This is a genomic window from Streptomyces sp. NPDC031479 (genome assembly GCF_055581065.1).
This window is the reverse complement of record NZ_JBVIKC010000016.1, coordinates 59,599-73,901: the sequence shown is the minus strand read 5'-3', so window position 1 is coordinate 73,901 and position 14,303 is coordinate 59,599. Positions and strand designations below refer to the sequence as shown.

Below are 14,303 nucleotides of genomic sequence, written 5' to 3'. Positions count from 1 at the left end.
CCTTAGGATCAACGACATGACGTACAGCGGAGCGGTGAAGGTCGGCGGCCCTGCCGACGTGCACGAACTCGCGGACCTGATGATCTCCAAGGTCGCCGTGGGCCCCATGAACAACAACGCGTACCTGCTGCGCTGCCGGGCCACCGGCGAGCAGCTGCTGATCGACGCGGCCGCCGAGGCGGACACGCTGATCAACCTGATCGGCGACGACGGCATCGCGTCCGTCGTCACCACCCACCGGCACGGCGACCACTGGGGCGCCCTCGCGGACGTCGTGGAGGCCACCGGCGCCCGGACGTACGCGGGCGCCCTCGACGCGGAGGGCATCCCCGTCGCCACGGACGTGCCGGTCGGGGACGGGGACAAGATCACGGTCGGCCGGGTCGAGCTGACCGCGCGCCACCTGGTCGGCCACACCCCCGGCTCGATCGCGCTGATCTACGACGACCCGCACGGTCACCCGCACGTGTTCACCGGCGACTGCCTCTTCCCGGGCGGCGTCGGCAACACCCACGACGACCCGAAGGCCTTCGCCAGCCTCATCGACGACGTCCAGCACAAGCTCTTCGAGCAGCTGCCGGACGAGACCTGGGTCTACCCGGGGCACGGCAACGACACCATGCTCGGCACCGAGCGCCCGCACCTGGCCGAGTGGCGCGAACGCGGCTGGTGATCCGGGTCGGCGCCGGGCTCGGCGCCGGGCTCGGCGCCCGGGTCAACACCGGCCGGACGTGCACTCCTTCCGGTCGATGATCACCGAACGCCCGTCCCGAGGGGCGGGGCGGGGTAGTTGCTGCACCATGCAACAACACCCCGTCCCCTCCCCCGGCTCCTCCCCCTCGATGGCGCGGATCGCCTCGGCCTCGCTCGCCGGCACCGCCATCGAGTTCTACGACTTCTTCGCCTACGGCACGGCCGCCGCCCTGGTCCTCGGCCCGCTGTTCTTCCCCGCCTTCTCCCCGCTGGCCGCCACCCTCGCGGCCTTCGGCACCTTCGGCATCGGCTTCCTCGCCCGCCCCCTCGGCTCCGTCGTCTTCGGCCACGTCGGCGACCGCTACGGCCGCCGGCCGGTGCTCCTCGGCTCGCTGCTGCTCACCGGCGTCGCCACGGTGGCCGTCGGCTGCGTGCCCCCGTACGCCTCCATCGGCATCGCCGCGCCCGCGCTGCTGCTCCTGCTGCGCTTCCTGCAGGGGCTCGGACTCGGCGGCGAGTGGGGCGGGGCGGTGCTGCTCACCGCCGAACACGCCCCGGAGCGGCGGCGCGGGTTGTGGTCGAGCTTCCCCCAGATGGGCCCGCCGGTCGGCTTCCTGCTGGCCAACGGCCTGGTGCTGGCGCTCTCGGCGGCCCTGACCGACGCGCAGTTCAGCGCCTGGGGCTGGCGGGTGCCGTTCTGGGGCGCGGGGCTGCTGGCACTGGCGGGGCTGTGGCTGCGGCGGTCCGTCGAGGAGACCCCGGAGTTCCGCGCGCTCACCGAGACGGGCCGGCGGGCCGAGGCCCCGCTGACCGAGGTCGTGCGCGGCCACTGGCGGCTGCTGCTGCTGACCGGCGGGGCGATGGCGTTCGGGTACGCCGTCTTCTACGCGGTCACCACCTGGTCCCTCTCGTACGCGACCGGGCACCTGCGCGTGGACCGCACCGTGATGCTGGCCTGCGTGATGGCCGCCGTCCTGGTCCAGGGCCTGGCCACCCCGCTGCTCGCGGTGCTCGGCGACCGCTGGGGGCGGCGTCCGCTGTGCCTGGCCGGCAGCGCGGTCTGCGCGGTGTGGATGTTCCCGTTCACGGCCCTGCTGCGCACCGGGGAGCCGCTGCTGATCACGCTGGGCTGCGTGGTGGCGCTGTTCGGGATGATCATGGCCTTCTCGGTGGTGGGCGCGTACCTGCCCGAGCTGTACGCCCCGCGGATCCGCTGCACCGGCGCGGCCGTCGGCTACAACCTGGGCGGGGTGCTGGGCGGCGCGCTGACGCCCGTCGTGGCGACGGCCCTGGCGCAGGGCTCCGGGCCGCCCTGGGGCGTCGCGGTGTACCTGACGCTGGTCTGCCTGGCGAGCCTGGCCTGCTTCGCGCTGCTCCCGGAGACGAACCCCGCGGTGCTCCGCACGGGCGCGGGTCCGGGCCTGGGCGCGGACACGGGAACGGGGGCGGCCGAAGCGGCCGCCCCCGTCCAGGCCCCGTCGGAGCGCCTGGGCTAGGCGTCGACGCTCCGGGTCCGCGGGTCGGCGGCGGCTTCGGCCGCCGCCTGCTTCTTCGAGGCCACCAGGCTGGTGATGGTGGTGATCACCAGGACACCGCAGATGACGCCGAGGGAGACCGGGATGGAGATCTGCGGGACGTGCACCCCGGACTCGTGCAGGGCGTGCAGCACCAGCTTGACGCCGATGAAGCCGAGGATGACGGACAGGCCGTAGCTGAGGTGGACCAGCTTCTTGAGCAGGCCGCCGATCAGGAAGTACAGCTGGCGCAGGCCCATCAGGGCGAAGGCGTTGGCGGTGAAGACGATGTACGGGTCCTGGGTGAGGCCGAAGATCGCGGGGATCGAGTCCAGGGCGAAGAGGACGTCGGTGGTGCCGATGGCGAGCATGACGACCATCAGCGGGGTCAGGATCCGCTTGCCGTTCTCACGGATGAAGAGCTTGGTGCCGTGATAGCGGTCGGCGACGCCGAACCTGGCCTCGATCGACTTGAGGAGGCGGTTCTCCTCGAACTCCTCTTCCTCCTCGTCCTTGCGGGCCTCCTGGATCAGCTTCCAGGCGGTGTAGATGAGGAAGGCGCCGAAGATGTAGAAGACCCAGGCGAAGCTGGTGATGATCGCGGCGCCGGCGGCGATGAACACCGCGCGCAGGACCAGGGCGATCAGTACGCCGACGAGCAGGACGCGCTGCTGGAGGTGGGAGGGCACCGAGAACTTCGCCATGATCAGGACGAAGACGAAGAGGTTGTCCACGCTCAGGGACTTCTCGGTGATGAAGCCGGCGAAGAACTCCTGGGAGGCCTGGCCGTTGCCGAAGAGGAACAGCCCCAGGCCGAAGAGGGCGGCCAGGACGATCCAGACGACCGTCCAGATGCCCGCCTCCTTGACGGAAACGTCGTGCGGTTTGCGGCCGATGAAGAAATCGGCGCCGATCAGGATGCCCAGACCGACGATGGTCAGCACCCATAGGGTCAACGAAACGTCCACGGTATTCACGCCTCCGGCGGATGGCTCAGAACTGGGTCAGCGTCATCGCTGCCGGAGGTCTCTTCCACCCGGGCGGCCCGGCGGCCGCGGGGCCGGCGCCCCGGGACCGACTGCGTTCACACGACCGCAGTGGTCCGTATTGACGGGTACGCCGCGCAGGAAATAGCAGGAATACTCCCCTCCGCAGATGCCAGGGTACCCGCGGAGGGGGTCAAAGGTAAAGAGAAAACCAAGGAGTGGTCAGCCGCCGGTCATGGCCGCTCACCGCCGGGCGGACCTCCGGTCCTGCGCGATCCGCTCCAGCGTCTGCTCCAGGACCCGGCTGCCCCGCGGCGGCAGGTCCGGCTCGAAGGTCCAGGCGTGCTGCACCCAGGGGTCGGCGAGGTGGTGGTCCGGCACCGGCGAGAGCCGCATCAGCGAGCGCCACAGCGGATCCAGCAGCGGCCCGTAGGCGGAGGCCTCGTCACGGTCCGCGACCATCAGCAGGTGCACGCCGACCGCCGGGCCCTCGTCGGCCAGGTAGCGCAGCCGGGTGACGGCGCGGTCGTCGAAGCCGTGCGGGAAGTCGTGCACGATCAGCAGCTGCTCGGCCCGGTCCACGTCCGGCGGCAGGTCCTCCGGAGCCCCCGCGCGCAGCGCCATCTGTACGAGGTCCACCCGCCGGGTCAGCCGCTCCAGGGTCCGGGTGACCCCCTCGGCCCCCGCCGCCGGCGGCGCGGCCAGCACCCCGGCGCGCACCAGCGGCGCCAGAGAGGCGGCGCCCGCCCCGGCCGCGTCGACGACATGGACGGAGAGGGCGTCGGCGGGGTGGACCGCGAGCAGCCGCACGGCGTGCGCGACGGCCATGTCCATGGCGGCGCGGCGCAGCCGGTCGGTGTCCATGGTCATGGCCGCCTCGGAGCCGGTGCGGCCGTTGTCGATCCACAGGCCGCGTTCCAGCGGGACCCGCATCAGCATGGGGATCCGCAGCTCCGGCCGCTCGGGCAGGCTCAGATCGCCCAGGCGCAGCGCCAGCGGGGCCTCGGCGGGTGTGCTCCGGCCGTGCCAGACGGGAGCGGCCCAGCGGGCGTAGGCGGGCGGCAGCGCGGGCTCCACCACCTCGGCCTCGGCGGTGAGCTGGGCCAGGTCGCGGTCGAGGACGGCGCGGGCCTGGGCCACGAGGTCGTCGCGGCGGGCCCGGGCGGTGTCGCGGGCGGCGTTCGCGGAGCCGTCGATCCGGCCCCGGGGGTCGGACAGTGCCTCGTCGAGCTCCCGGTCGAGGCGGGAGTCGGCGAAGTCGACGGCGCCGCGGTAGGCGGCCACGGTGCGGGCCAGGTCCTCGAACATGCCCCAGACCTGGTTGTAGAGGCGCTCGTCCATGGACCAGCCACTGGCGTCCCCGGCGACGGGACGCGGCGGCTGCCCCGGGTCGGCGGGTTCGGGGCGGGGGGCCGGCTCGGGGGCTTCGGCGCTGGTGCGGCGACGGCGCGGGTGGGCGTAGTCGATGGTCGGCGGGCCCCCGGCGGCGGCCGCCGCCCCGGCGCTCGCCCCGGTGGGGCCGCCGACGGTGTCCGCGCCGGACGGCCCGGAGGACGGGACGGGGCCGGGCGGGACCGGACCGGGCGTGCCCGCGTAGGGGGTGCCGGAGACCGGGAGCGGGTCCGGCGGCTCCGGGGCCGGCGCGGCGGGCCCCCCGGGGGCGCCCGGCGCCGCGTCCTGCGGGGTCCGCAGCCCGTGCGGGACGGTCGGCGCGGCCCCGGTCGGCAGGGTGGCCAGGGTGATGTCCCCGGAGGCCGTCAGGCCCAGGGCGGCGGCCGTCAGCTCGTCGGCGGCCGGGCCGGTCAGGCCGGAGTCGGCCAGGAGCGCGCCGAGGCCGCCGGCGTAGCCCTGGCCCACGGCCCGGACCTTCCAGGCGCCCTGGCGCCGGTACAGCTCCAGGGCCACGACGGCGCTCTCGGAGCCGAGGCCGGTGATGGTGTACGCCGCGAGCTCGGCGCCCTCCGGCTCGGCCACGGCCGCGTGCGGGGCGGCGACCGCGCCGAAGCGCGCGGGCCCGCCGGGCGGCAGCACCAGCAGCACCCGGACCCGGTGGACGGCCGCCCCGACCGCGTCGAGGTCGACGGTGAACCGGTGGCGGTCGCCGACCCGGTCCGGGACCTCCAGGCCCGGCAGGGCCCGGGCCCCGGGATGCGCCAGGGCCCCGGGACCGGCCGGCCGGCCCGCCTCGTCGCCGGTGACGGCCAGGGCCAGCACGGCCGTGCCGGCCGAGACCCGGATCTCCACCCGATTGCGGGACAGGGGGTGGTTCTGCCCCCGGACCAGTTCGGCCGTCATCGTGCAGCCCTCCCCCGTGCCTTCTTCTCTTGTTCCGTGGCGCTCTTGCCCGGTACCGCTACAGGTGCGGCAGGATCGCCGGCATCAGGTCCTGGAAGGTCCGGCCGTTGGCCGGGTTGCCGAGGGCCGTCATCTTCCAGCCGGAGCCCTCGCGGGACACCTTCGCCATGATCTGCGCCGTGTACTGGCCGCCGCCGTCGAGGGTGTAGCGGGCCAGCTCCTGGCCGTTGGTCTCGTCGACGATGCGGCAGAAGGCGTTCTGCACTTCCTGGAAGGTCTGGCCGGTGAAGGAGTTCACCGTGAAGACGATCTGGTCGATGTGCACGGGCACGCGCTGGAGGTCGACGAGGATGGCCTCGTCGTCCCCGCCCTGGCCCGCGCCGCCGACGAGGTTGTCTCCGGTGTGGCGCACCGAGCCGTCGTCGCTCTGCAGGTGCCGGAAGAACACCACGTCCACGGGCTGCTTGTCGGCGAAGAGCACCGCCGAGGCGTCGAGGTCGATCTCCCGGGTCCGCGAGCCGAACAGGCCCCGACGCTTGGCCGCCTGCCAGCCGAGGCCCATCCGGACCGCGGTCAGCGTGCCGCCGTCCGACTTCTGCAGACTGATGGCCTGACCCTTGGTCATGTTGACCGTCACGCGCTGTCCCCTCTCCGTAGCCCGCCCGACCGACGGGCGCGCAGCGTGTAACTGCGGCTGTGTCCCAACCCTACTGACCGCCCCGGGGTCAGGCGAGACCCGCTTCCTTCATCTGCCGGAGCTCCTTCTTGAGCTCGCCCACCTCGTCCCGGATCCGGGCCGCGACCTCGAACTGGAGCTCGGCCGCGGCGCCGCGCATCCGCTCGGTCATCTGCTCGATCAGCGCGGCCAGTTCGGCGGCGGGCCGGTCCGTGAGCACCTCGGCCGCCTGCGCGCCCTTCGCCCCCTTGGCGCCCTTGCCCGCCCTGCCCCCGGCGACGGCCGCGGCCGCCCTGCCGCCGAGCGCCGGCACCGGCGCCTTGGCGCCCTTGCCGTCCTTGGCCTGCCGGTAGCCGGTGCCGAGCAGTTCCTCGGTGTCCAGTTCCTCGCGGGCGATGGTGGCGACGATGTCGTTGATCTTCTTGCGCAGCGGCTGCGGGTCGATGCCGTTCGCCGTGTTGTAGGCGATCTGCTTCTCGCGGCGCCGGTTCGTCTCGTCGATGGCCTTCTCCATCGCCGGGGTCATCTTGTCCGCGTACATGTGGACCTGGCCCGAGACGTTGCGCGCGGCGCGGCCGATGGTCTGGATGAGGGAGGTCCCCGAGCGCAGGAACCCCTCCTTGTCGGCGTCGAGGATCGCCACCAGCGACACCTCGGGCAGGTCGAGGCCCTCGCGCAGCAGGTTGATGCCGACCAGGACGTCGTACTCGCCGGCCCGCAGCTCGCGCAGCAGCTCGATGCGGCGCAGGGTGTCGACGTCGCTGTGCAGGTAGCGGACCTGGATGCCGAGCTCCAGGAAGTAGTCGGTGAGGTCCTCGGCCATCTTCTTGGTGAGGGTGGTGACCAGGACGCGTTCGTCCTTCTCGACCCGCTGCCGGATCTCGTGGACCAGGTCGTCGATCTGCCCGTCGGTGGGCTTGACCACGACCTCGGGGTCGACCAGACCGGTGGGGCGGATGATCTGCTCGACGAACCCGTCGCCGCGGGAGAGCTCGTACTTGCCCGGGGTGGCGGACAGGTAGACCGTCTGGCCGATCCGCTCCTGGAACTCCTCCCACTTCAGCGGCCGGTTGTCGAGCGCGGACGGCAGCCGGAAGCCGTGGTCGACCAGGGTCCGCTTGCGCGAGGCGTCGCCCTCGTACATGGCGCCGATCTGGGGCACGGTGACGTGCGACTCGTCGATGACGAGGAGGAAGTCCTCGGGGAAGTAGTCGATGAGGGTGTTCGGCGCGGAGCCGCGCTCGCGGTCGTCCATGTGCAGCGAGTAGTTCTCGATGCCGGAGCAGGACCCGATCTGGCGCATCATCTCCAGGTCGTAGGTGGTGCGCATGCGAAGCCGCTGGGCCTCCAGCATCTTGCCCTGCTTCTCCAGCTCCGCGAGGCGCTCGGCGAGCTCCGCCTCGATGCCGGTGATCGCCTTCTCCATGCGCTCGGGGCCGGCGACGTAGTGGCTGGCGGGGAAGACGTAGAGCTCGCGGTCCTCGCTGATGACCTCACCGGTCAGCGGGTGCAGGGTGGACAGGGCCTCGATCTCGTCGCCGAACATCTCGATGCGGACGGCGAGTTCCTCGTAGACCGGGAAGATCTCGATGGTGTCGCCGCGCACCCGGAAGGTGCCGCGGGTGAAGGCCACGTCGTTGCGCGTGTACTGGATGTCGACGAAGCGGCGCAGCAGCTGGTCGCGGTCCATCTCCTCGCCGACCTTGAGCGGGACCATCCGGTCGACGTACTCCTGCGGGGTGCCGAGGCCGTAGATGCAGGACACGGAGGCGACGACGATCACGTCGCGCCGGGTCAGCAGCGAGTTGGTCGCGGAGTGGCGCAGCCGCTCCACCTCCTCGTTGATCGAGGAGTCCTTCTCGATGTAGGTGTCCGACTGCGGTACGTACGCCTCGGGCTGGTAGTAGTCGTAGTACGAGACGAAGTACTCGACGGCGTTGTTCGGCAGGAGCTCGCGGAACTCGTTCGCCAGCTGGGCGGCCAGGGTCTTGTTCGGGGCCATCACCAGGGTGGGGCGCTGGAGCTTCTCGATCATCCAGGCCGTGGTGGCCGACTTGCCCGTGCCGGTCGCACCCAGCAGGACGACATCCTTCTCACCTGCACGGATGCGCTTCTCCAGCTCGGCGATGGCCGTCGGCTGGTCGCCGCTGGGCTGGTAGGGGCTGACGACCTCGAAAGGCGCCACCGTGCGTTCGATCTTCGATACGGGCCGCATGGGTCAACCGTACGGCCCCCCACCGACAGTCAGCGCGGTCTGGTCCGTTTGTCGTAGTTCGGTGGCGGGGCCGTGATCGTCAACCCCATGATCGCCGTGGAACCCCTCCGTCAGTGCACGGCGGGCGCCGCCCCCGCAACGTCCGGGGCGCCGCGCCCGTTTGAGGCGAGAGCAGGCCTCACGACCCGAGGAGATCGCACATGCACGTCGTCCGACCCGCCGCCGCCGCGGCCGCCGCCTTCCTGGGCCTCGCCCTCGGCCTGCTGGGCGGGACGGCGTCGTCCGCCGCCTCCGGCGCCCCCGGCACGCCCGTCGCCCCCTCCACCGCGCAGAAGCGGTTCCTGGGCCCCGTCGTGTACGCCCACCGGGGGGCTTCGGCGTACGCCCCGGAGAACACCGTCGCCGCGATCGACCGGGCCATGTGGATGGGCTTCGCCTGGGTCGAGAACGACGTCCAGCGGACCCGGGACGGCGAGCTCGTGGTGATCCACGACGACACGCTGGCCCGTACGACCGATGTCGAGCAGGTGTTCCCGGGCCGCGAGCCGTGGGCGGTCAAGGACTTCACGGCGGCGGAGATCGCCCGGCTGGACGCGGGCAGCTGGTTCGGCCCGCAGTTCGCGGGCGCCCGGGTGCCGACCCTGCGGGAGTACATGGACCGGGTCCAGGACAACCAGCAGCGGCTGCTCCTGGAGATCAAGAAGCCGGAGCTGTACCCGGGGATCGAGGAGCAGACGCTGGAACTGCTCGACGAGCTGGGCTGGCTCGACGAGCGGCACGTGGCCGAGCGCCTGGTGGTGCAGAGCTTCAGCGCCGACTCCGTACGCACCGTGCACCGGCTGCGGCCCGACCTGGTCACGGCCCTCCTGGGCACTCCGAGCGTGGCCGACCTGCCGGAGTACGCCGAGTTCACCGACCGGATCAACCCGTCGTACACCACGATCTCGGCGGACTGGGTGAAGGCCGTGCACGGGCTGCGGGGCGCCCACGGCAAGGCCATGGAGGTGGACACCTGGATCGTCAACGACGCGGCCACGGCCCGCAAGGTGCGGGAGATGGGGGTGGACGGGGTCATCACGAACGCGCCCGACGTCGTACGGGAGGCGGTCGGCGGATTCTGACCGGCAGCGGCGGGACTGTCGGCGGGGCGCCGTACCGTGGGGGCGTGGACACCAGCGAGCGGCCCCGCGGGCCGCACCTCGAATGGACCGTCGTCCCCAGCGACATCGGCCCCCTCCTCCTGGCCGCGACCCCCGAGGGTCTGGTCCGGGTCGAGTTCCACGCCGCGCCGGAGCGGGTCGACCGGATGATCGGCCCGCTCGTCTCGCGGCTCGGCGCCGACGCCCGGCGGCCGGCTCCGGGCGAGGAGGAGCTGCTGGCCGAGCCGGTGCGCCAGCTCGCCGCGTACTTCGCCGGCACCCTGCGGCGTTTCGAGCTGCCGCTGGACTGGCGGCTCAGCTCCGGCTTCAACCGCCAGGTGCTGCGGGAGCTCGACCGCTCCGTGCCCTACGGATCGGTGGTCGGGTACGGGGAGCTGGCCGCCCGGGTCGGGCAGCCGGGGGCGGCCCAGGCCGTGGGCAACGCCATGGGGTCGAACCCGCTGCCCGTGGTCGTGCCCTGCCACCGGGTCGTGGAGAACGACGGGGGCATCGGGGGCTTCGGCGGCGGCGTGGAGACCAAGCGGATCCTGCTCGCCCTGGAGGGGTTCCTCCCCCAGCCCCTGTTCTGACCCGCCTCCCGGGGGCCCGACCGGCCGCTGTGCAGCCCCTTCCCGGCCCCCCTCCCGGCCCCCTCTTCCGCCCCCTCCCGACCTCCCCTTCCGCCAACGTCCTGACCTGCGCGTTCCGCCGGTCCCCGCGCCCGCATACCCGGTTCCCCCGGGCGGTGGCGGGTGGGACACTGCGGCGGTGACCCCTCCTGCCGCCGCAACCGGCCCCTCCGCGTACGTGCCCGCCCCGGTGCCGCCCACCGCGTACCCGCGACGGGGGTGTCGGGCGTGACCTCCTCCCCCGGGACGCCCCCCGGGCGCGGAGCGCCGGACACCTCTCCCGCGACCCCCGGCGCCTCCCCCGCGTCCCGTGCCGCCGGGGCCGGGCACGGCGGGCCGGTCGACGCCGCCGACCTGCCCCGGCTGCAGCGCCGGATCTCCGGGGTGCTGATCGCCGCCCAGATGCTGGGTGGCCTGGGCGTGCCCATCAGCATCGCCCTGGCCCCCGTGCTGGCCACCGAGATCAGCGGCACCGAGGCCATGTCCGGCTTCGCCTCCACGGCCGCGGTGATCGGCACCGCCCTGGTCTCGCTCCCGCTCGCCGCCCTGATGACCGCGCGCGGACGCCGCCCCGGGCTGGTGGTCGCCTACGCGATCGGCACCCTCGGGGCGGCCCTCGTCGTCCTGGCCGCCTCCGTCAAGAGCTTCCCGCTGCTCATGCTCGGCATGGCCGCCTTCGGCGCCGCGTCCTCCGCCAACCTCCAGGCGCGCTTCGCCGCCGCCGACCTCGCACCGCCCGACCGGCGGGCCCGCGCCATCTCCGTGGTCGTCTGGGCCTCCACCGTCGGCGCGGTGCTCGGCCCCAACCTCTCCGCCCCCGCCAGCGACAGCTTCGCCGGGACCTCCATACCCCAGACGGCGGGCCCCTTCGTCTGGGCCGGCGCCGTCTTCGTCCTCACCGGCACGCTGATCGCCGTGTTCCTGCGGCCGGACCCGCTGCTGACGGCACGGGCACTGGCCGGCCCCGATGAGCAGTCCCGTCAGAGCCGCTCGCTGCGCGCCGGGTTCAGCGCCGTCCGCGCCTCCCCACGCGCCCGCCTCGCGCTGCTCACCGTCGCCGTGTCCCACACCACGATGGTCTCGATCATGGTGATGACCCCCGTCGACCTCGGTCACCACGGCGCCGGCCTCAAGCTGGTCGGCCTGGTCATCAGCGGGCACATCGCCGGCATGTTCGCCTTCTCGCCCGTCATGGGGTGGCTCGCCGACCGGCTCGGCCGGCTCTCCGTGATCGGACTGGCCGCCGGACTGCTCTCGCTCGCCGCGCTGCTCGCCGGCACCGCCGGGGGCAACCACGCCCAGAGCGCGGCCGGCCTCTTCCTGCTCGGCCTCGGGTGGTCCGCCGGGATGGTCTCCGGATCGGCGCTGCTGACCGACTCCGTGCCGCAGCCCGCGCGGGCCGCCGTACAGGGACTGAGCGACCTGACCATGAACGCCTCCGCCGGGATCGGCGGAGCGGCGGCCGGGCTGGTCATGTCCCAGGCGGGCTACGGCTGGCTCAACGCGATCGGCGCCGCGCTGCTGCTGCCGATGGCGGCGCTCGCCCTGTTCACCGCCCGGCGCCACCCCGTGCGTCCGGCGCCCGCGAAGGGCGTCAGTAGCTGATGTGGTAGGCCTTGCGGAGCGTCTCGTGCACGGTCCAGGTGGTCCTGTCGCCCTCCCGGAGCACGCACGCGGAGCCCGGTCCGACCTCCAGGGTCGCTCCGCCCTCCACCTCGATCGTGGCCCGTCCGCCGACCACGACGAACAGTTCGTTGGCCTCCGTGTCGGTGACCACGCCCGGGGTGATCTGCCAGATCCCCCGGATCTGCGAGCCGTCCTCGGCCTCCCACAGGACCTTGCCCGTCACCACGGGGGTGCCGGAGACGACCTGTGCCGGGTCGAGGTCCTCGACCTCCAGTTCGGAGTCGGGGACGTCCGCGACGGACACGGCGAAGGAGGCGGGGGCGGGGGCGGTGTGATCACTGGTGCTCATGGCGCGCCAGCCTAATCCGGCTCTCCCGGGCCGGGGGGTGGCCAGAGCGTCCAGCGTGCACGCGGCGGACGCGTCACTCCGTCGAGCGCAAGCGGCACCCGCCCCTTTTCGGCCAGAGCGGTACGGGCGCTCCCGCGGCCGGGCGGATCCGCGGGGACACTGCGGGGCGGCGACCGCGCCGCCGCCCGCGGGGCCGCTCCGCGGGACGGGTTCGCGCCGGAGCTCGGACGGCGCGTTTGGGGGCGCGAATCCCGTGCCATGGATGGGGACATGCCACTGCACAGAGCATCCGAGGTCCCGGTCCTGTCGGAAGAGGTGCGCGAGGCGCTCGCCGCGCGCCGGCCCGTCGTCGCCCTGGAATCGACGATCATCGCGCACGGGCTGCCGCGCCCGCGCAATCTGGAGGTGGGCCTGGAACTGGAGGCCCTGGTCCGGGCGGAGGGCGCGGTTCCGGCGACGGTCGCGGTCCTGGACGGGGTGGCCCACGCGGGCCTGGACAAGGCCCGTCTGGAGCGGATCGCCGCGGGTGAGGGCGTACGCAAGCTCGGCCACCGGGATCTGGCCCCGGCCCTCGCGACGGGGGCGACCGGTGCGACGACCGTGTCCGCGACGGCCCTGCTGGCCGCGCGGGCGGGGCTGCGGGTGTTCGCCACCGGCGGGCTGGGCGGCGTACACCGCGAGTGGACGCGCTCCCAGGACGAGTCGGCCGATCTCGCGCTCCTCGCGCGGACCCGGATCACGGTGGTGTGCGCGGGGGTGAAGTCGATCCTGGACGTGCCGGCCACCCTCCAGCGGCTGGAGACCCTGGGCGTGGGGATCCTCGGCTACCGGACGCGCCGCTTCCCCGGGTTCTACCTGGCCGACTCCGGCGAGCCGGTCGACTGGACGGTGGAGCGGCCCGAGGAGGTGGCGGCGGTGATGGCCGCCCAGGACGCCCTCGGCGGAACGGAGTCGGCGCTGCTGGTGGCCAATCCGGTGGCGGAGGCCGAGCAGTTGGATCCGCGGCTGCACGACCGGGTCCTGGCGGAGGCGCTCGCCGAGTGCCGCGAGCGCGGCATCGCGGGGCAGGCGGTGACCCCGTTCCTGCTGGACTTCCTGGTACGGGCGACCGGCGGGGCCTCGCTGGAGGCCAACCTGGCCGCGGTACGGGGCAACGTGCGGCTAGGGGCGAGGATCGCCGGGGCCTGGGCGGCCCGCGCATGACGGCGGCACCGGGGGCGCTGGTGGTCGTCGGCGACGTGGTCACGGACGTGGTGGCGATACATCCGGAGCCTCTGGCTCCGGCCACTGACACCGCCGCCAGGATCCGCACCCTGCCGGGCGGCGCGGGCGCCAACGCGGCCTGCTGGGCGGCCCGCACGGGGACGGCCGAGGTACGCCTCCTCGCGCGGGTGGGCGCCGAATCGGCGCGCTGGCACGAGCGGGCCCTGGTCGACGCGGGGGTGCGGCCGCGGCTGGTGGTGGACCCGGCGGAACCGACCGGCACGGTGGTGGCCCTGGTCGGCAAGGACGCGGAGCGGACCTTCCTGACCGACAGCGGGGCCTCGCTGCGGCTGTGCCCCGCCGACTGGGCGCCCGCGCTGCTGGACGGCGCCGCGCACCTGCACCTGTCGGGCTACCTCTTCTTCGCGGACAGCAGCCGGGAACTGGCCCTGGTCGCGCTGCGGGCGGCCCGTACGCGGGGGGTGCCGGTCAGCGTGGACCCCGCTTCGGCGGGGTTCCTGGCCGCGCTCGGTCCCGAGCGGTTCATGGCCGCCGTGGCGGGGGTCGGCGCTCTCCTGCCGAACGAGGACGAGGCCCGGCTGCTGGCGGGGCTGCCGGAGCCGGCCGGGGTGGCTCGGGCGGCGGAGGAGCTGAGCCGGCGGGTGCCGCTCGTGGTGGTGACCCGGGGCACGGGCGGGGCGCTCGTCGCCGAGGCGGGCCGGATCACCGCGGAGGTCGCGGCGGAGCCCGCCGAGGCGGTGGACACCACCGGTGCCGGCGACGCCTTCACCGGCGGCTTCCTCGCGGCCCGGCTCGCGGGCTCCGACCCGGCGGAAGCGGCGCGGGCGGGCTGCCGCGCGGCGGCCGAGGCGGTCACCCGCATCGGCGGCCGCCCCTGACCCCGGCCGGCACCGGGACCGGACAGGACGGCAGCTGCGGTCACGGACGGACGGCACCCCGCCCCGGCACCGACCCCGC

Annotated in this window: 12 protein-coding genes; 7 read left to right on the top strand and 5 right to left on the bottom strand. The window is 73.8% G+C overall.

What is annotated here, in order from left to right; translation table 11 throughout:
* Positions 1-16 precede the first annotated feature (16 nt).
* Complete coding sequence (locus tag ACZ5D2_RS19710) at positions 17-673, top strand: MBL fold metallo-hydrolase (RefSeq protein ID WP_371679071.1); 657 nt, start codon at positions 17-19, stop codon at positions 671-673.
* Positions 674-800: 127 nt separating this feature from the next.
* Positions 801-2,189, top strand: coding sequence for an MFS transporter (locus tag ACZ5D2_RS19705; RefSeq protein WP_371679070.1), 1,389 nt, complete (start codon positions 801-803; stop codon positions 2,187-2,189).
* On the opposite strand, the gene ACZ5D2_RS19700 is transcribed toward ACZ5D2_RS19705, so the two are convergent.
* The 4 genes from ACZ5D2_RS19700 to uvrB all read right to left on the bottom strand — a co-directional run bounded on the left by ACZ5D2_RS19700 (position 2,186) and on the right by uvrB (position 8,379).
* Complete coding sequence (locus ACZ5D2_RS19700) at positions 2,186-3,175, bottom strand: TerC family protein (protein ID WP_371679069.1); 990 nt, start codon at positions 3,173-3,175, stop codon at positions 2,186-2,188. The genes ACZ5D2_RS19705 and ACZ5D2_RS19700 overlap by 4 nt on opposite strands.
* A gap of 261 nt (positions 3,176-3,436) precedes the next feature.
* Complete coding sequence (locus ACZ5D2_RS19695) at positions 3,437-5,488, bottom strand: TerD family protein (RefSeq protein ID WP_371679068.1); 2,052 nt, start codon at positions 5,486-5,488, stop codon at positions 3,437-3,439.
* 58 nt (positions 5,489-5,546) lie between these two features.
* Positions 5,547-6,125: a TerD family protein gene (locus ACZ5D2_RS19690; protein WP_356221145.1), complete on the bottom strand. Its 579-nt coding sequence runs from the start codon at positions 6,123-6,125 to the stop codon at positions 5,547-5,549.
* 88 nt (positions 6,126-6,213) lie between these two features.
* Entirely contained in the window at positions 6,214-8,379 is a 2,166-nt protein-coding gene (gene uvrB / locus ACZ5D2_RS19685; RefSeq protein WP_371679067.1) for an excinuclease ABC subunit UvrB, read from the bottom strand.
* Between the two features lie 200 nt (positions 8,380-8,579).
* On the opposite strand from uvrB, the gene ACZ5D2_RS19680 reads away from it, so the two are divergent.
* From ACZ5D2_RS19680 to ACZ5D2_RS19670, 3 genes are all read left to right on the top strand, one after another.
* Complete coding sequence (locus tag ACZ5D2_RS19680; RefSeq protein ID WP_371679066.1) at positions 8,580-9,500, top strand: glycerophosphodiester phosphodiesterase; 921 nt, start codon at positions 8,580-8,582, stop codon at positions 9,498-9,500.
* Positions 9,501-9,544: 44 nt separating this feature from the next.
* Positions 9,545-10,108 (top strand): methylated-DNA--[protein]-cysteine S-methyltransferase, encoded by a 564-nt coding sequence (locus ACZ5D2_RS19675; protein ID WP_371679065.1) that lies wholly within the window; start codon positions 9,545-9,547, stop codon positions 10,106-10,108.
* 267 nt (positions 10,109-10,375) lie between these two features.
* Entirely contained in the window at positions 10,376-11,752 is a 1,377-nt protein-coding gene (locus tag ACZ5D2_RS19670) for an MFS transporter (protein WP_371679064.1), read from the top strand.
* Here the strand turns inward: ACZ5D2_RS19670 and ACZ5D2_RS19665 are convergent.
* The gene (locus ACZ5D2_RS19665) at positions 11,742-12,122 is read right to left on the bottom strand and encodes a cupin domain-containing protein (RefSeq protein WP_371679063.1); all 381 of its coding nucleotides are present in this window, start codon (positions 12,120-12,122) and stop codon (positions 11,742-11,744) included. The genes ACZ5D2_RS19670 and ACZ5D2_RS19665 overlap by 11 nt on opposite strands.
* A gap of 270 nt (positions 12,123-12,392) precedes the next feature.
* Between ACZ5D2_RS19665 and ACZ5D2_RS19660 the strand changes: the two genes are divergently transcribed.
* Together ACZ5D2_RS19660 and ACZ5D2_RS19655 are read left to right on the top strand one after the other, a co-directional pair.
* Positions 12,393-13,325 carry a pseudouridine-5'-phosphate glycosidase gene (locus ACZ5D2_RS19660; protein ID WP_371679062.1) on the top strand — a complete coding sequence of 311 codons (933 nt, stop codon included), beginning with the start codon at positions 12,393-12,395 and terminating at the stop codon, positions 13,323-13,325.
* Positions 13,322-14,224: a carbohydrate kinase family protein gene (locus ACZ5D2_RS19655; protein ID WP_371679061.1), complete on the top strand. Its 903-nt coding sequence runs from the start codon at positions 13,322-13,324 to the stop codon at positions 14,222-14,224. The genes ACZ5D2_RS19660 and ACZ5D2_RS19655 overlap by 4 nt, the downstream gene beginning before the upstream one ends.
* Positions 14,225-14,303 lie beyond the last annotated feature (79 nt).

Bases quoted from the DNA above. Each gene is read 5' to 3' on its own strand.
- ACZ5D2_RS19710 (WP_371679071.1), top strand. From the start codon at position 17: ATGACGTACAGCGGAGCGGTGAAGGTCGGCGGCCCTGCCGACGTGCAC.
- ACZ5D2_RS19705 (WP_371679070.1), top strand. From the start codon at position 801: ATGCAACAACACCCCGTCCCCTCCCCCGGCTCCTCCCCCTCGATGGCG.
- ACZ5D2_RS19695 (WP_371679068.1), bottom strand. From the start codon at position 5,488: ATGACGGCCGAACTGGTCCGGGGGCAGAACCACCCCCTGTCCCGCAAT.
- uvrB (WP_371679067.1), bottom strand. From the start codon at position 8,379: ATGCGGCCCGTATCGAAGATCGAACGCACGGTGGCGCCTTTCGAGGTC.
- ACZ5D2_RS19680 (WP_371679066.1), top strand. From the start codon at position 8,580: ATGCACGTCGTCCGACCCGCCGCCGCCGCGGCCGCCGCCTTCCTGGGC.
- ACZ5D2_RS19665 (WP_371679063.1), bottom strand. From the start codon at position 12,122: ATGAGCACCAGTGATCACACCGCCCCCGCCCCCGCCTCCTTCGCCGTG.
- ACZ5D2_RS19660 (WP_371679062.1), top strand. From the start codon at position 12,393: ATGCCACTGCACAGAGCATCCGAGGTCCCGGTCCTGTCGGAAGAGGTG.
- ACZ5D2_RS19655 (WP_371679061.1), top strand. From the start codon at position 13,322: ATGACGGCGGCACCGGGGGCGCTGGTGGTCGTCGGCGACGTGGTCACG.